At 65.7% G+C, this 13,299-nt stretch carries 14 protein-coding genes; 7 read left to right on the top strand and 7 right to left on the bottom strand.

The window, feature by feature from the left end:
• Positions 1 to 19: 19 nt before the first annotated feature.
• From sucC to folK, 5 genes are all read right to left on the bottom strand, one after another.
• Entirely contained in the window at positions 20 to 1,204 is a 1,185-nt protein-coding gene (sucC, locus tag ACYQ8E_RS14500; RefSeq protein WP_066724149.1) for an ADP-forming succinate--CoA ligase subunit beta, read from the bottom strand.
• A 295-nt stretch (positions 1,205 to 1,499) separates the two neighbouring features.
• Positions 1,500 to 1,721 (bottom strand): hypothetical protein, encoded by a 222-nt coding sequence (locus ACYQ8E_RS14495; protein WP_066724146.1) that lies wholly within the window; start codon positions 1,719 to 1,721, stop codon positions 1,500 to 1,502.
• Between the two features lie 105 nt (positions 1,722 to 1,826).
• Entirely contained in the window at positions 1,827 to 2,474 is a 648-nt protein-coding gene (gene fsa, locus ACYQ8E_RS14490) for a fructose-6-phosphate aldolase (RefSeq protein ID WP_459861202.1), read from the bottom strand.
• A 97-nt stretch (positions 2,475 to 2,571) separates the two neighbouring features.
• Positions 2,572 to 2,820 (bottom strand): hypothetical protein, encoded by a 249-nt coding sequence (locus tag ACYQ8E_RS14485; RefSeq protein ID WP_459861199.1) that lies wholly within the window; start codon positions 2,818 to 2,820, stop codon positions 2,572 to 2,574.
• 4 nt (positions 2,821 to 2,824) lie between these two features.
• Positions 2,825 to 3,322: a 2-amino-4-hydroxy-6-hydroxymethyldihydropteridine diphosphokinase gene (gene folK / locus ACYQ8E_RS14480; protein ID WP_459861596.1), complete on the bottom strand. Its 498-nt coding sequence runs from the start codon at positions 3,320 to 3,322 to the stop codon at positions 2,825 to 2,827.
• A 141-nt stretch (positions 3,323 to 3,463) separates the two neighbouring features.
• Here folK and ACYQ8E_RS14475 point away from each other — a divergent pair, with 141 nt between their 5' ends.
• The 4 genes from ACYQ8E_RS14475 to ACYQ8E_RS14460 all read left to right on the top strand — a co-directional run bounded on the left by ACYQ8E_RS14475 (position 3,464) and on the right by ACYQ8E_RS14460 (position 7,666).
• A complete protein-coding gene (locus tag ACYQ8E_RS14475) occupies positions 3,464 to 3,865 on the top strand; it encodes a VOC family protein (protein WP_459861196.1) in 402 nt (133 codons plus the stop codon).
• 99 nt (positions 3,866 to 3,964) lie between these two features.
• Complete coding sequence (locus ACYQ8E_RS14470) at positions 3,965 to 4,906, top strand: AAA family ATPase (RefSeq protein WP_459861194.1); 942 nt, start codon at positions 3,965 to 3,967, stop codon at positions 4,904 to 4,906.
• A gap of 113 nt (positions 4,907 to 5,019) precedes the next feature.
• Entirely contained in the window at positions 5,020 to 5,778 is a 759-nt protein-coding gene (locus ACYQ8E_RS14465) for a DUF58 domain-containing protein (RefSeq protein ID WP_459861192.1), read from the top strand.
• Positions 5,753 to 7,666, top strand: coding sequence for a transglutaminase TgpA family protein (locus ACYQ8E_RS14460; RefSeq protein ID WP_459861190.1), 1,914 nt, complete (start codon positions 5,753 to 5,755; stop codon positions 7,664 to 7,666). Before ACYQ8E_RS14465 ends, ACYQ8E_RS14460 begins: the two co-directional genes overlap by 26 nt.
• On the opposite strand, the gene ACYQ8E_RS14455 is transcribed toward ACYQ8E_RS14460, so the two are convergent.
• Positions 7,663 to 8,964 (bottom strand): GGDEF domain-containing protein, encoded by a 1,302-nt coding sequence (locus tag ACYQ8E_RS14455; protein ID WP_459861188.1) that lies wholly within the window; start codon positions 8,962 to 8,964, stop codon positions 7,663 to 7,665. The genes ACYQ8E_RS14460 and ACYQ8E_RS14455 overlap by 4 nt on opposite strands.
• A 138-nt stretch (positions 8,965 to 9,102) precedes the next feature.
• A complete protein-coding gene (pcnB, locus tag ACYQ8E_RS14450) occupies positions 9,103 to 10,395 on the bottom strand; it encodes a polynucleotide adenylyltransferase PcnB (RefSeq protein WP_066724113.1) in 1,293 nt (430 codons plus the stop codon).
• Positions 10,396 to 10,587: 192 nt separating this feature from the next.
• Here pcnB and miaA point away from each other — a divergent pair, with 192 nt between their 5' ends.
• The 3 genes from miaA to ACYQ8E_RS14435 are packed head-to-tail and all read left to right on the top strand — an operon-like array spanning position 10,588 to position 13,237.
• Complete coding sequence (gene miaA, locus ACYQ8E_RS14445; RefSeq protein ID WP_459861186.1) at positions 10,588 to 11,517, top strand: tRNA (adenosine(37)-N6)-dimethylallyltransferase MiaA; 930 nt, start codon at positions 10,588 to 10,590, stop codon at positions 11,515 to 11,517.
• Positions 11,514 to 12,863 carry a glycosyltransferase gene (locus tag ACYQ8E_RS14440; RefSeq protein WP_459861184.1) on the top strand — a complete coding sequence of 450 codons (1,350 nt, stop codon included), beginning with the start codon at positions 11,514 to 11,516 and terminating at the stop codon, positions 12,861 to 12,863. Before miaA ends, ACYQ8E_RS14440 begins: the two co-directional genes overlap by 4 nt.
• Complete coding sequence (locus tag ACYQ8E_RS14435; protein ID WP_459861182.1) at positions 12,860 to 13,237, top strand: PilZ domain-containing protein; 378 nt, start codon at positions 12,860 to 12,862, stop codon at positions 13,235 to 13,237. The genes ACYQ8E_RS14440 and ACYQ8E_RS14435 overlap by 4 nt, the downstream gene beginning before the upstream one ends.
• Positions 13,238 to 13,299 lie beyond the last annotated feature (62 nt).

The following is a 13,299-nucleotide window of genomic DNA, read 5'->3' as shown; positions in this document are numbered from 1 at the left end:
GTGATCAGGGAGGGTGAAATCAGTCGCTGCCCTCTTCGCCATCCCTGGCACCGAGCATTTCAACGATACGCTTGGCCCCGGGCCCGAGCTGGTCGAAGCATTCGACATTGAGACCCGAATCGAGCAGCAGCTTCTTCCCTTCCTCGACCTGGGAGCCGTCCATGCGCACCACGATTGGCAGGGTACAATGGATCTCCTCTGCCGCTTCGATGATTCCCTGGGCAATAATGTCGCAGCGCATGATGCCACCAAAAATATTGACGAAAACGGCGCGGACATCCTCATCCTGAAGAATGATCTTGAAGGCTTCGGCGACCTTCTCGCGGGTTGCTCCCCCCCCAACGTCGAGAAAGTTCGCCGGGTTCCCGCCAAACTCCTGAAGAACATCGAGGGTCGCCATCGCCAGACCGGCGCCATTGACCATGCAGCCGATGTTGCCGGTCAACTTGATGTAGGCGAGATCGAACTTGCCCGCCGAGATTTCCAGCGGATCGAGCTGAGAATAGTCCATCAGGTCGTGGTATTCCCAATGGCGGAAGATCGCGTTGTCATCGAAGCTGATCTTGGCGTCCATGGCCAGCAGCCAGCCGGCCTTGGTCACCACCAGCGGATTGATCTCGATCAGGGAACAGTCCTTGTCCTGCAATGCCCGGTAAAGATTGAGAATCAGCTGCACGCAGTCCTCGGCCAGGCTGCCGGAGAGGCCGAGGGCGAGGGCGATGCGGCGGGCCTGGTAGGAGCGCAGCCCGGTAAAGGGATCGATGACCAGCTTGTGAATCTTCTCCGGGGTACGGGCGGCCACCGTCTCGATGTCGACCCCGCCTTCCGCCGAAGCAATCACGCAGTAGCGGCTGCTGGCGCGATCGAGGGTAAGGGAGAGGTAAAATTCCCGCGCAATCTCCACCGGTTCTTCGACCAGGATGCGCCGGACCTTGAGCCCTTCGGGGCCGGTCTGGTTGGTGACCAGGCGCTTACCGAACAATTCCTTGGCCAGCTCGTGGGCCTGCTCCGGATGGTAGACGAGCTGCACCCCGCCGGCCTTTCCCCGCCCACCCGCGTAGATCTGGGCCTTGATCACGCACTTGCCGCCCATCATCTTGGCTGCCCGTTCGACCTGGTCGGCCGTCAGGCAAAGGCGGTTGCGTGGCACCGGGATGTCGAAAGTGCCGAGAATCTCTTTGGCCTGGTACTCGTGAATGTTCATAGGCTCCTCTTCCCTGGTTAAGGATCACGGTCTGGACTCGGCGCGGGCTGCCGGCCAGCTGCGGCAGCAAAGTCGGTCCCGGCGGGGCAACCGCCCGGGTTTCCCCTGGTTGGCAACCTTCCCCTTCACCGCCGGATCGCGGGTTGACGAGGGTACGCACCAAGAGAGCGAAAACTGGTATGACCATTTTTATTAAGAGGTTATATAAAACGCAAAAATTCGTCTGTCAATGACAAATTTCGTCGTTACAGCGAAGAAACCTGGCCAGTTCTTGCCAGGGAACCGCATTTCTCCGTTACTTCTTGGAGGGCAAAGAAAAATGGTCTGACCTGCCCCCCGGTTCCGGTTCGACCCCGCGGATGGCGACCACCCGCGCCATGGGGATTTCGCGCCAGCCCGTCCTGGCGCGCAGGCAGACCCGCTCTTCGGTGACCTCGCGCAGCACCCCGCGGTAGCTCACATCGCCGGTCTCCACCAGGACCTCTTCCCCCACCAGCTCATGCAAAGGTCGCTTCATCGCTCCCTCCCCTCTCCCGGTCAGGAACAAAAACGCCGGCCGGTCACTGCTGAAAGTCTAGCAGAGACCGGCCGGCAAGCCAGGGTGAATTTCGGTTGGCGCTGGCTACTTGTTGACCTTGGCCCAGTCGGCGAGAAATTTTTCGATGCCGATGTCGGTCAGGGGGTGCTTGGCCAGTTGCTGCATCACCGACCAGGGAATGGTGCAGATATCGGCGCCGATCAGGGCGGCGTTGAGAACGTGCAGCGGGCTGCGCACCGAGGCGACGATGGTTTCGGTGGCATAGCCGTAATTGTCGAAGATGGTACGGATCTGCTCGATGCCTTCCATGCCGTCATGGCCGACATCGTCGAGACGGCCGACGAAGGGGGAGACATAGGTGGCGCCGGCCTTGGCGGCAAGCAGTGCCTGCAGTGGCGAGAAGACCAGGGTGACGTTGGTCCGGATTCCTTCAGCGGCAAAGACACTGGTCGCCTGGAGGCCGGCGCTGGTCATCGGCACCTTGATGACCATGTTGGTCGGATGGATGGTGGCCAGCTCGCGCCCCTCGCGGATCATCCCCACGGCGTCGAGGGCGATCACCTCCGCCGAAATCGGACCGTCGACGATTTCAGCAATTTCGCTGACCACCGCGCGGAAGTTCCGGCCGCTCTTGGCAATCAGGGACGGGTTGGTGGTGACGCCGTCGACCAGGCCGAGGTCGTGGGCGGCGCGAATTTCGCCGACGTCGGCGGTGTCGATAAAAAATTTCATGATCTGCTCCTCGTTGGTTGAGTTGATCCGGCAGGTTTGAAAAGTCCGCGATCAGGTTGCCTGTTGTGGTTATCCTTGCCAGCACCGGCCGGCGTTATCACCCCTTGCCGCGGTAGGCCTCGCGACAGGCGCTGGAACAGAAATAATGGTCTTCACCGGCAACCATGGCCGCGACGGCATCGCTGCGGGGAAGAAAGGTTCCGCACTGGGGATCGCGCACCATCTCTTCTCCTTCACAGGTGTGGGCCGGGGGCGGCGCGGGACGGGTGAAGAGAATCCGGCCGACCAGGGCCAGGAGACGATACCCGAGATAAAAAAAGAGCGCGAAGAGGAGCAGGCGGGTCATGGAATCACCATCGTTGATTCAGCCGTTCGACCCGGTCGTCGCCGGGGAGCTTTGCCAGCAGTTGCCGGAGCGGCACGCCGAGCCGGGGATGAAGGAGTTCCGCCGCCAGCTCGCAGAGCGGTTCGAGGACAAAACGGCGCTGATGCAGGCGCGGGTGCGGCAGCTGCAGACCGGGAAGATCGAGCAAGCGCTCCCCAAAAAGGAGCAGGTCGATATCGAGGGTCCGCGGCCCCCAGCGCTGCAACCGTCGGCGGCCGAAGTGCCCTTCAATGGCCAGGGCATGCTCCAGAAGGAGCGTCGGCTCCAGGGCGGTGGCAAGCGCCAGCACGGCATTGAAATAATCGGGTTGCCCGGCCGGTCCGCCCACCGGTGCGGTCCGGTAGAGGGCCGAGGCGGCGACCAGCCGGCTTTGCGGCAAGGCGGCCAGCAGATCGCGGGCAGCGGCCAGCGTCGCCACCGCCGCGCCAAGGTTGGCACCGAGACCAAGATAGGCCATCTCCAGGTTTTCCGGCGCGGGCTGCGGCATCGGTCGATTTAAGCACACCCATCCCCCGGCCGTCAACGCGGCAGACCGGCCTGGCCGGAGCGACGCTTGCGAACCCCGGCCTGGCCATGGTAAGAACGGACCGGAAAGGAGCTGTCGATGCCGAACTCTCTGACCCTCACCCTGGCCGTGGCCGACCTCGACACCACCGAAGCCTTTTACGGTGCAACCCTCGGTTTTGCCCTGGAGCGCTTTCGCCCGCTCCCCGGGAGCCCGCCACTGCTGCTGCTGCGCAGGGGCGATGCCACCCTGCTGTTCCGCGAAAGTGCGGTCCTCGAAGCCCTCCACCCCGCCCTGTTGCAGAACCTCGAGCGCCACCCCAAGGGGGTCGGCGCCAGCCTTGGACTTGCGGTGGACGATCTGGACCCTTTACTGCGCCGGCTCGAGCGCTCTGCCTGGCCGATCCTTTACGAGCTGGAGGATACCGAGTTCAAGCGGCGGGAGGTCTGGGTGCACGATCCCGACGGCTACCTGCTGGTCCTGGGCGCCCCGCGCGCCTGATCCCCCCGGGCCGAAACGGGCGCCAACTGGGAATTTCTCCCGGGTTGGGATATAATTCCAGCCAGCAGCCCGCGCCGGTCACCCCCTGGAGCCGAAGCCATGCCCCCAGCCAAGCATGCCGAAGTACAGAAGGTCATCGACGCTCTGGAACACCGGGTGCTGCACGGCAAGGAACGCGCCCTGCGTCTCTCCCTGATCGCCCTGCTGGCCGGCGGCCACCTCCTGCTCGAAGACATCCCCGGGCTCGGCAAGACCACCCTGGCGCTGGCCCTTTCCGCCGCGCTGGGACTCTCCTTCGGGCGCATCCAGTGCACCAGCGACCTCCTCCCCTCGGACATCACCGGACTGTCGATCTATGATCGCGACGCCGGGAAATTTCGCTTCATCGAGGGCCCGATCTTCAACAACATCCTCCTCGCCGACGAGATCAACCGGGCGATGCCGAAGACCCAGAGCGCCATGCTCGAGGCGATGGAAGAGCGCCGGGTGACCGTCGAAGGGACGACCTACCCGTTGCCGGAACCGTTTCTGGTCATCGCCACCCAGAACCCGGTGGAGCAGGTCGGCACCTACCCCCTCCCTGAATCCCAGCTCGACCGCTTCCTGATCGCCACCGGCATCGGCTACCCCGGCGCCGACCTCGAAAAGGCGATCATCCGCCGCGGCGGGATTCGCGAAGAGCTGCGTGACATCGCCCCGCTCCTCTCCCGTGACGACCTGCTCGAAGCCCGCCGCACCGTGCGCGAGCAGATCCAGCTCGGCGAACTGCTGATCGACTATATCTATCGCCTGGTGGAAGCGACGCGCAACCACCCCTATATCCTCTCCGGTCTCTCGACCCGCGGCGCCATCAACCTTGCCGCAGCGGCCCGGGCCGCCGCCTACCTCGAGCGGCGCGATTACGTCATTCCCGAGGATGTCCAGCTGGTGGCGGTGCCGGTCGGCGCCCACCGCCTGATCCTGCGCCCCCAGCACGAGGCCCTTCCCAAGCAGGAGGTGCTGCAATCGATCGTCGCCAGCGTCCCCGTGCCCCGGGGCTGAAGCTGACCCGGGCCGGCGGCCTCTACATCCTCCTTACCCTGCTGCTCGGCTTCGGCGCCGTCAATACCGGCAACAACCTCCTCTACCTGCTGGTTTCGGCCCTGCTCGGCTTCATGGCGGTCTCGGGCCTGCTCGGTCGCGGCAACCTCTTCGGCCTCGACCTCGACCTGGAGACTGCCGACGAGATCTATGCCGGGATCGAGACCCTGGTGATCGTGCGCCTGAAAAATCGCCGTCGCCACCTTCCCGCCTGCCTGCTGCGGTTCGAAATCGCCGGCGGCGCCGCGGTCTGCCCGGTCCTCCTGCCAGCGGGGGAATTGCGGCTGCCGCTGCCGGTCACCTTTCCCCGGCGCGGCCAGCAGCCGCTGAAGGAGATCCGTGTCAGCTCCCCCTTCCCGATCAACTTTTTCGTGCGCAGTATTGTCCTGCCGGTGGTTGGCACCGCGACCGTCTTCCCCGCCCCCCGCGCCGTGCCCCGGCTCCAGCGGGACGGGGCACGACATGCCGCCGGTGAGATCTGGCAGGGCAAGGGGTACGAAGGGGAGTTGACCCGCATCGGCGACTACCTCGGCCACGAGCCGCTAAAAATGATCCACTGGAAACTCTCCGCCCGCCACGGCCAGCTCAAGGTCAAGGAGCTTTCGTCCGCAGCGGCGCCGCCGCTGCTCGTCGATCCTGCCCGGCTCCCGGGGCGGGGCCTTGAAGAACGCCTGGAAGCGGCCTGCTGGCTGATCGACGCCGCCAGCCGTGAAGGGCGGCCCGTCGGCCTGCAGCTCGACGCTGCCTCCTTCCCGGCCGCGGTCGGGCGTAGCCACAAACTTACCCTGCTGGGAGAACTGGCCCGCTATGGTCACTCTGCGTCGGCCCCTTGAGCTGTTGACCTACGCCAGCTGCATTCTCGGGGTGGCACCGCTCTATCTCTACCTGCAGCCCCTGGCCCAGATCGCGGCCCCGGCAGCACTGGCCCTCGGCATTGCCTGCGACCGGCGCGACCGTTACCCGCTTGGTTGGCACGCGGCGACCCTCCTCTCCCTCCTTCTCTTCGCCTGGTATGCCACCCGCATCGACCGCACGGTTCTGGTCGAGCCGGTGGTCAACATCCTGGTGCTGCTGCTCGCCATCCGCCTGGTGACCGCCAAAACAGGGCGCAATTACCTGCAGATCTTCCTGCTCGCCATCTTCGCCCTGGCCGGTTCCTCGCTCCTTTCGCTGAACCTCCTCTTTCTCCCGGCACTGGTCCTGCTGGTGTTCTGCGTCACCATCGGCCTGGTCCTCCTCTGCTTCTTCGGCAGCGACAGCACCATCGCCCTGCGCTGGAAGGAATTGCGCAGCGTCCTCGGCACGGCCCTGCTGCTGCCAGCCGGCTCCCTGCTGCTGATGCTCTTCTTCTTCGCCATCCTCCCCCGTACCGAGCATCCCCTCTGGAATTTCCTCAATCCCGCGGCGGCGGCGAGCAGCGGCTTCTCGCAGACGGTCAGTCCTGGCGCCTTTGCCAGCAATGCCGCAAATCCCGAGCTGGTCTTCCGGGTCGAAAGCGAAGAGTTGCCCCTGGAGGAGCTCTACTGGCGGGGAACGGTTCTGAACCACCTGCGGGAAAATACCTGGGTGCGCGAAGAGCCGCCACCGGAGGAGCAGGAACGGCTGCGCGGTGGCCGCCCGATCGAGCAGACCATTTACCTGGAGCCGCAAAGTGACCGGTTCCTGTTCGCCCTCGACCTGCCGCGGGACCTGACAGGCATTCGGTCCCGCGTAAGCAGCGACCGGGTCAGCAAACTTGCCACCGCGACGCGCAAGCGGGTCAGCTACCAGGCAACCTCATTGCTCGGTGCGCGGCTGGAGCCGGTCGGCAAGGTCGACACCGATTTTTACCTGCAGCTCCCTCCGGGAATCTCGGAACGGCTGCGCGCCACTGCGGCCAGCCTGGCGGCCGGGAGCAGCAGCGCCGCAGAAAAGGTGGCACGCACCGAGGACTTCTTCCGCGGGCAGCAGCTTAGCTATGCCACCGACGACCTCCCCGGAACGACCGCCCCCATCGACGAGTTTTTGTTCAGCAAAAAACGGGGCTACTGCGAGTTCTTTGCCAGCAGCTTCGCCATCTTGTTGCGTCTCGAAGGGGTGCCGACCCGTCTCGTCGGCGGCTTTTTCGGTGGCACCCGCAGCGAATTCGGCAATTATTACACACTCACCGGGACGGCGGCCCACGTCTGGGTCGAGGCCCTGGTCGACGGCCGCTGGCAGCGACTCGACCCCAGCCGGCTGGCGCAGAACGGCGCGACCATCCTCGCTGCGGCGGGCAACCGTCCGCAGGCCTGGAGCCATTCCCTGCTCGACGTCGCCGAATATTACTGGACCCGGGCGGTCATCACCTACGACCTCGGGAGCCAGCTCCACTTGGCGCGGGACGCCGGCCGCAAGCTGCGCACCCTGCGCCCCGGCCGGCTTGCCGCACCCGACTTCCTGCTGCCGGGGGCCATTCTCCTCTTTCTGACCGGCACGATCTGGCTCGGACGGCGCTGGCGGATCCCCGTGGAGCGCCGGCTGGCGCAGCGCTTCCTGCGCCTGGCGGCACGCCGCTACCACCTGAAGGAAATCCCGGCGACGGCAGGGCTGGAGAGCGTGGCGCGCCGCCTCAAGGATCCCCGTTGCACGGAGTTCGTCGCAATTCTCAGCCGTGCGATCTACCGGGATCGCCGGCTGACCCCGGTGGAACGGCAGCGGCTGCGGGTACTATTGAAGGAGTTGCGTCGGAGGGAAGACTAGCTGGAGAGTTCGGAATTGCCGGGCCCGTCGGTCAAACTGCGCCAGCAGACCCGGTCACGGCCGGCGTGCTTGGCAGCATAGAGGGCGGCGTCGGCGCAGGAGAGCAGTTTCGCTTCGGTGTCGGCGTCGGCGGGGTAGGCCGCGACGCCGAAACTCGCCGTCACCTGGATCCCCTTTTCGCCATTGAAGTCAAACCGCTGCGCCGCCAGGGCCCGGCGGATGCGGACTGCGAGGTCAAAGGCTTCCTGGCCGCCGGTCTCGGGGAGGACCACCGCGAACTCTTCTCCGCCGTAACGGCCGATCAGGTCCGAGGTCCGCAACTGGCGGCGCAATACCACCGCCATGGTGCGCAGGACCCGGTCGCCATTGGGATGCCCGAAGTTGTCGTTGACCTGCTTGAAGTGGTCGAGATCGATCATCAGCAATACCAGGGGGTGACCATAGCGCCGGGCGCGGATCAGCTCCTCCCGCAGCTGGCAGAAGAACTCCCGGTGGTTGAGCAGCCCGGTCAGCGGGTCACGGGTCGAAAGGCGCAGCAGTGCCGCCTGCTGCCGCTCCAGCTTTTCCGCCATCCCGTTGAAGGCCGTCACCAGGGTCCCCAGTTCGTCCTTCCCTCCCCCCGAAATCCGGTAATCAAGATTTCCCTCGGCAAACTGGCGCACCCCGCGGCCAAGGTCCTCCACCGGGCGCAGCACCAGGCGGGCCAGGAGTGCCCAGCTGCCGATCGCGGTCGCCAGACCGGCGAGGAGAACGGCCGCGATCAACAGCATGCTCTCGCGGTTGACCTCCTCGACCGCTCTCCGCTTGGCTTCGATTTCACTGTCGCTGATATCGTGAATGGCATCGAGTTCCGCGGCAATCACCAGCAGGTCCCCCTCCAGGCGCCGCAACAGCTGCAGCGACGTCTCGCTCCCGGCAATCGGATCGGCCAGCAGCCGGGCCGCGAGCGGGGTCAGCTCCCGCCAATGCTGGTGGGCAGCGGCAAGATATTCGCGTTCCGCATCGAGGGCAAAGGGTGCCGAGGCGAGACTGCCAAAGAGGGCGTCGATCTGTCCCGCCAACTGCTGGTAAAGAATCCGGTCCTCTTCTTCGCCGTAGAGAAGAAAGCGGTGCAGGGGGGTGCCGACGGACTGGACGAGAACTTGGAGATGGATTACCGGTTCCTTCTCCTCGATCGCCTCTTCGACCACATCGTCGAAGTGCAGTTTGAGCCGCTCGTGGCTGAAAAAGGCGACCCCGCCCAGAGCGAGCAGCGGCAACAGCATGATGCAGGCCACCAGAATGAATCGGGTGCGCAACCGCGCTCGTGGGGGATGCTCCTCTGCCATCAGCAGGTCCGGGGCGACAGGGGGGAGGGACAATGAATCTTCAAGATTGCTTTGAAGTGTATACCAAGGGAGCGGGGTATGCCAGCTCCGAGGGCGCCGGCCAAAATATCAGGCGCCGGCGGGGGGACGCCGCCGGCCGCCGCGCGAACGCCGGCGCCGCCGCCGACCGGCCGGTTTTTCCCCGGCCGCAGCAGCTGCCACCGGTGCTGCCGCCTGCTCCAGCAGTTGCTGCCAGCGCTCCGCCAGGTCGGAACGGCTGCCACTTGCCTCGGTCCAGAGGCGAAACAGGGCCAATGCCCCCGGGGTGGCCGGATGCTGCAGAAAGCGCCGCTCGCCGCGAAAGCCCGGGCCACGGCTGAGCCGATAGAAACCGACCAGCAACTCGCGCGCCTGGTGCCGGGTGCCATGGGCGATGTGGAAATAGTTGCAGTGGGGGGCCAGGATCAACCCGGCGAGACGCACGACCTCGGTCATATGCTCGGCCGCGGAGCCCTGACAAAGGCGCAGAAACCGGGTGAGGAAGAGGACCGCCAGCGCCACCGGTTCGTCGACCGGCACACCGGTTGCGGTCCGCGCATCGAGGCGGTCGAGCAGGGCGAAGGTTTCCTCTTCGCCCTCGTACCCGGCCAGCAGGTGGGGGAGCAGACCGAGGCCCTGGGCGCTCGCCAGAACCGGACCGGCCACCCTGTGGCGGAAGAGTTCCATCAACTCTTCGCGAATGCGTGCCGGTGCCGCCTCGGCGATCAGCGGCGCCCGCAAATAGATCGCCTCGCGGGCCGCACTGTCGAGGGTGAAATCGAGCCGGGCGGCGAACTCCAGGGCCCGCAGCATCCGTACCGGGTCCTCGGTGAAGCGGACCAGCGGGTCGCCGATCACCCGCAGCCGCCGGGCGCGCAGGTCCTCCAGGCCACCGACATAGTCAATGATGGCGAAGGTCTCGATATCGTAGAAGAGGGCGTTGATGGTAAAATCGCGCCGAAAGGCATCCTGGCGCGGCGTGCCGAAGATATTTTCGGCGAAGAAGAAGTGGTCTTCGGGACTCTCCGGCAGATCGTCCGCCTGTGCCTGGCGACGGAAAGTGGCGACCTCGACGACCACATCACGGCCAAAGCGGACATGGGCCAGGCGGAAACGGCGCCCGACCAGGAAGCAGTTGCGAAAGAGCTTTTTCACCTGGTTCGGGGTGGCGTCGGTACCGACATCGAAGTCCTTGGGCGTGCGCCCGAGCAACAGGTCGCGCACACCGCCACCGACGAGGTAGGCCTTGTGACCATTGCGGGCCAGGCGGTAGAGGACCTTGAGCGTCTCCTCGTCGATCTGCTTGCGGGAGATGGAATGTTCGGCGCGGGGGAGGATAACCGGGGGTGTCTCTTCCCCGGGCAGGGGGTGCGGTGGGGTCATGGTGGGACCAATCTTTTCGGGACTGAATGTGCACGGCACGCTGCGCGCCGCTTCGGCGACGACCTTAGCAAATCTTCCCGGCAAAGGGAAGAGCGCAAATCGGACCGGCGGTCGCCGCCATTGCAATCCCGGACCCGGCAGGCTAAAGTGAGACCGATCAATCCGAAAGATCCTCTCTCCCGTGCAGGTACCATGTCCAACCCCGCCATTCCATTGCTGGTCATCCTTGGGCCGACGGCATCGGGGAAAACCCGACTGGCCGTCGCTGCCGCCCAAGCCCTGGGCGGCGAGATCATCTCGGCCGATTCACGCCAGGTTTATCGCGGCATGGACCTTGGGACCGGCAAGGACCTGGCGGAATACGGCGCCGTCCCTTACCACCTCATCGACATCGCAGACCCCGGCGAGGAATACAGTCTCTTCCGCTTTCAGAAGGAGTGCTTCGCGGCCATCACCCGTATCACCGACCGCGGTCGGCTCCCCATCCTCTGCGGCGGCAGCGGGCTCTATCTCGATGCCGTGCTGCGTGGCTACCGCCTGGTCGAGGTTCCGGAGAATCCCGCCCTGCGTGCCGAACTTGCCGGTGCCAGTGATGCCGAACTTGCGGCACAACTGCGGCAACTGCGCCCGCAACTCCACAACACCACCGACCTTGGCGACCGCCAGCGGCTGCTGCGGGCGATCGAGATCGCCACCGGCGAACGCGCTCTGGCTTCCCGGCTCCCCCCCCTGCCGCAGCTCCGGCCCAGGGTATTCGGCCTGCGCTGGGAACGTTCCCGGTTGCGGCAGCGCATCGCATTCCGCCTGCGCGAACGCCTGGAGCAGGGGCTGCTCGAAGAGGTGACCCGACTGCACGCGGCGGGAATTTCCTGGGAGCGCCTCGAATTCTTCGGCCTGGAATACCGCTTTGTCGCCTGGCACCTCCAGGGACGGCTCAATCGCAACGATATGACCCAGCAGCTGGCCAGCGCCATCGGCGCTTTCGCCAAACGCCAGGAAACCTTCTTCCGACGCATGGAAAGGCAGGGGGTGGCGATCCATTGGCTCGCCGGCCAGGGAGAGCCCCTCGCCGAAATGCTGGCCGAACTCGCTCGCCAGAAGGCGGGACCACTCCCCTCATGAACGCCGCCCCCTGGAAGACCTACCTCACCAGACGCCAATTCCCTGGCCCCTGGCGCCTTGAAGGCGCCCCCGGAGAGGGCTTCGCCGGCGCCGTCATCATCCCGGCCCTCGCCGAGGCTGCCAGCCTGCCGGCCACCCTCACCAGCCTGGCCGCCAACCCGCGCCAGGAGCTGGCGCGCTGGCTGACCGTCGTGGTCGTCAACCAGCGCGGCGATGCCGACCCGATCACCAAGGTGGAGAACCAGGCGACTCTGGCGCGGCTCGGCAGCGCCGACCGCCGCTGGGACGGGCTGCACCTGGCCTGGGTCGACGCCGCCTCCCCGGGCTGCGAACTCCCCCCCGGCGAAGGGGTGGGCCTGGCCCGCAAGCTCGGCTGCGACCTCGCCCTGGAGCGCCTGGACTGGGCACGCCGGGGCGGGCCGCTCCTCGCCATGCTCGATGCCGACACCCTGGTGGCGCCGAATTACCTGGCCGCCCTGCAGGACCATTTTGCGACCCGGCCGGAGGGCGCGGCCACCGTCGCCTTTTGCCACCAGCCGGGGGAGAACGCGCTGCTGGATGCCGCCATCACCCGTTATGAACTCTACCTGCGCAGCTACCTCCTCGGCTTGACCCTGGCAGGATCGCCATATGCCTACCCGACCGTCGGCAGCACCATTGTTTGCCGCGCTTTGGCTTACCTCCGGGCGGGAGGGATGAACCGGCGACTGGCCGGCGAGGATTTTTATTTTCTCCAGCAGCTCGCCAAAACCGCCGGTGTCGCACCCCTTGGCGCCACTCTGGTAGAGCCGGCGGCGCGCCTGTCGTCACGGGTGCCCTTCGGAACCGGCCCCGCCCTGGAAAAGATCCTTGGTGGCGACCCCGCTCTCACCCTTTGCCATCCGTGGGAAGCCTTTCTGCTGTTGCGGGACTGGCTCACCTGCGCCGCCGGGGCCGGGCCGGAGACCAGCGCGGTGGAGTTGCTGTGCCAGGCGGCTAGGCTCGCGCCCGAGTTGGGTGACTTTCTGGCCGCGACCGGTCTGGTCTCCAACTGGGAAAAGCTGCGCCGGAACCATCCCGCCCAGCCGGCTTTGCGGCGCGCCTTTCACGGCTGGTTTGACGCCCTGCAGACCCGCCGCCTGCTCCACCGGCTGGCCACCACCGGCTACCCCCGCGCAACGGCCGAAAAGGTTTTGCCGGACCTTTTGCAGGCCGCAGGGCTTCCGCCGGAAACGGAAATCGGCAAGCAGCTTGCATTGCTGAGACGCTTGCAGAACGTCCGTCCGGTCACCGCGCCCCCACCGCTCTTTGCGACCGGTGACGGTTATCACGGGCTGGCGTCCCCTTGCCCCGGGAGAAAGGCATGAGTCACCCGCCGAAACAACAGCTGGAAACACCCGTCAAGGGCGACCTGCGCAAGGACCTGCGGGCGCCGCTGATCATCTACCGTCTGCGATTTGACGATGGTCGACGGACATTTTTCGGTTATAGCAAGAACATCAGCCGCAGCGGGCTCTTTATCGCCACCGTCAATCCGCGTGAAACCGGCCAGCGTTTTGAGGTCGAAATTCCGCTCCCCGCTCCCATCGGCCGAACCGTGCGCTGCACCTGCGAGGTGGTCTGGAAGCGCCAGTTCGACCGTCGTTCGCTGCTTGAGCCCGGCATGGGACTGCGCTTTATCGATCTCCCCGACGACGTCGCCCAGGCGATTGATTTCTGGGCCGGCGCCCAGGAGACCTGAACCACCCAGGTGACACTGACCGCACCGAACCGGACGGGCAGACGCTCACCGCAAGGAGACGC

The sequence above is a fragment of the Desulfuromonas carbonis genome (genome assembly GCF_054658035.1).
Note: the sequence above shows the minus strand (reverse complement) of the source record. Positions and strands in the feature narration are given on the sequence as shown.

Coding starts and splice junctions, on each gene's coding strand:
- sucC (WP_066724149.1), bottom strand. CDS start 1,204: ATGAACATTCACGAGTACCAGGCCAAAGAGATTCTCGGCACTTTCGAC.
- ACYQ8E_RS14495 (WP_066724146.1), bottom strand. CDS start 1,721: ATGAAGCGACCTTTGCATGAGCTGGTGGGGGAAGAGGTCCTGGTGGAG.
- fsa (WP_459861202.1), bottom strand. CDS start 2,474: ATGAAATTTTTTATCGACACCGCCGACGTCGGCGAAATTCGCGCCGCC.
- ACYQ8E_RS14485 (WP_459861199.1), bottom strand. CDS start 2,820: ATGACCCGCCTGCTCCTCTTCGCGCTCTTTTTTTATCTCGGGTATCGT.
- ACYQ8E_RS14475 (WP_459861196.1), top strand. CDS start 3,464: ATGCCGAACTCTCTGACCCTCACCCTGGCCGTGGCCGACCTCGACACC.
- ACYQ8E_RS14470 (WP_459861194.1), top strand. CDS start 3,965: ATGCCCCCAGCCAAGCATGCCGAAGTACAGAAGGTCATCGACGCTCTG.
- ACYQ8E_RS14465 (WP_459861192.1), top strand. CDS start 5,020: ATGGCGGTCTCGGGCCTGCTCGGTCGCGGCAACCTCTTCGGCCTCGAC.
- ACYQ8E_RS14460 (WP_459861190.1), top strand. CDS start 5,753: ATGGTCACTCTGCGTCGGCCCCTTGAGCTGTTGACCTACGCCAGCTGC.
- pcnB (WP_066724113.1), bottom strand. CDS start 10,395: ATGACCCCACCGCACCCCCTGCCCGGGGAAGAGACACCCCCGGTTATC.
- miaA (WP_459861186.1), top strand. CDS start 10,588: ATGTCCAACCCCGCCATTCCATTGCTGGTCATCCTTGGGCCGACGGCA.
- ACYQ8E_RS14440 (WP_459861184.1), top strand. CDS start 11,514: ATGAACGCCGCCCCCTGGAAGACCTACCTCACCAGACGCCAATTCCCT.
- ACYQ8E_RS14435 (WP_459861182.1), top strand. CDS start 12,860: ATGAGTCACCCGCCGAAACAACAGCTGGAAACACCCGTCAAGGGCGAC.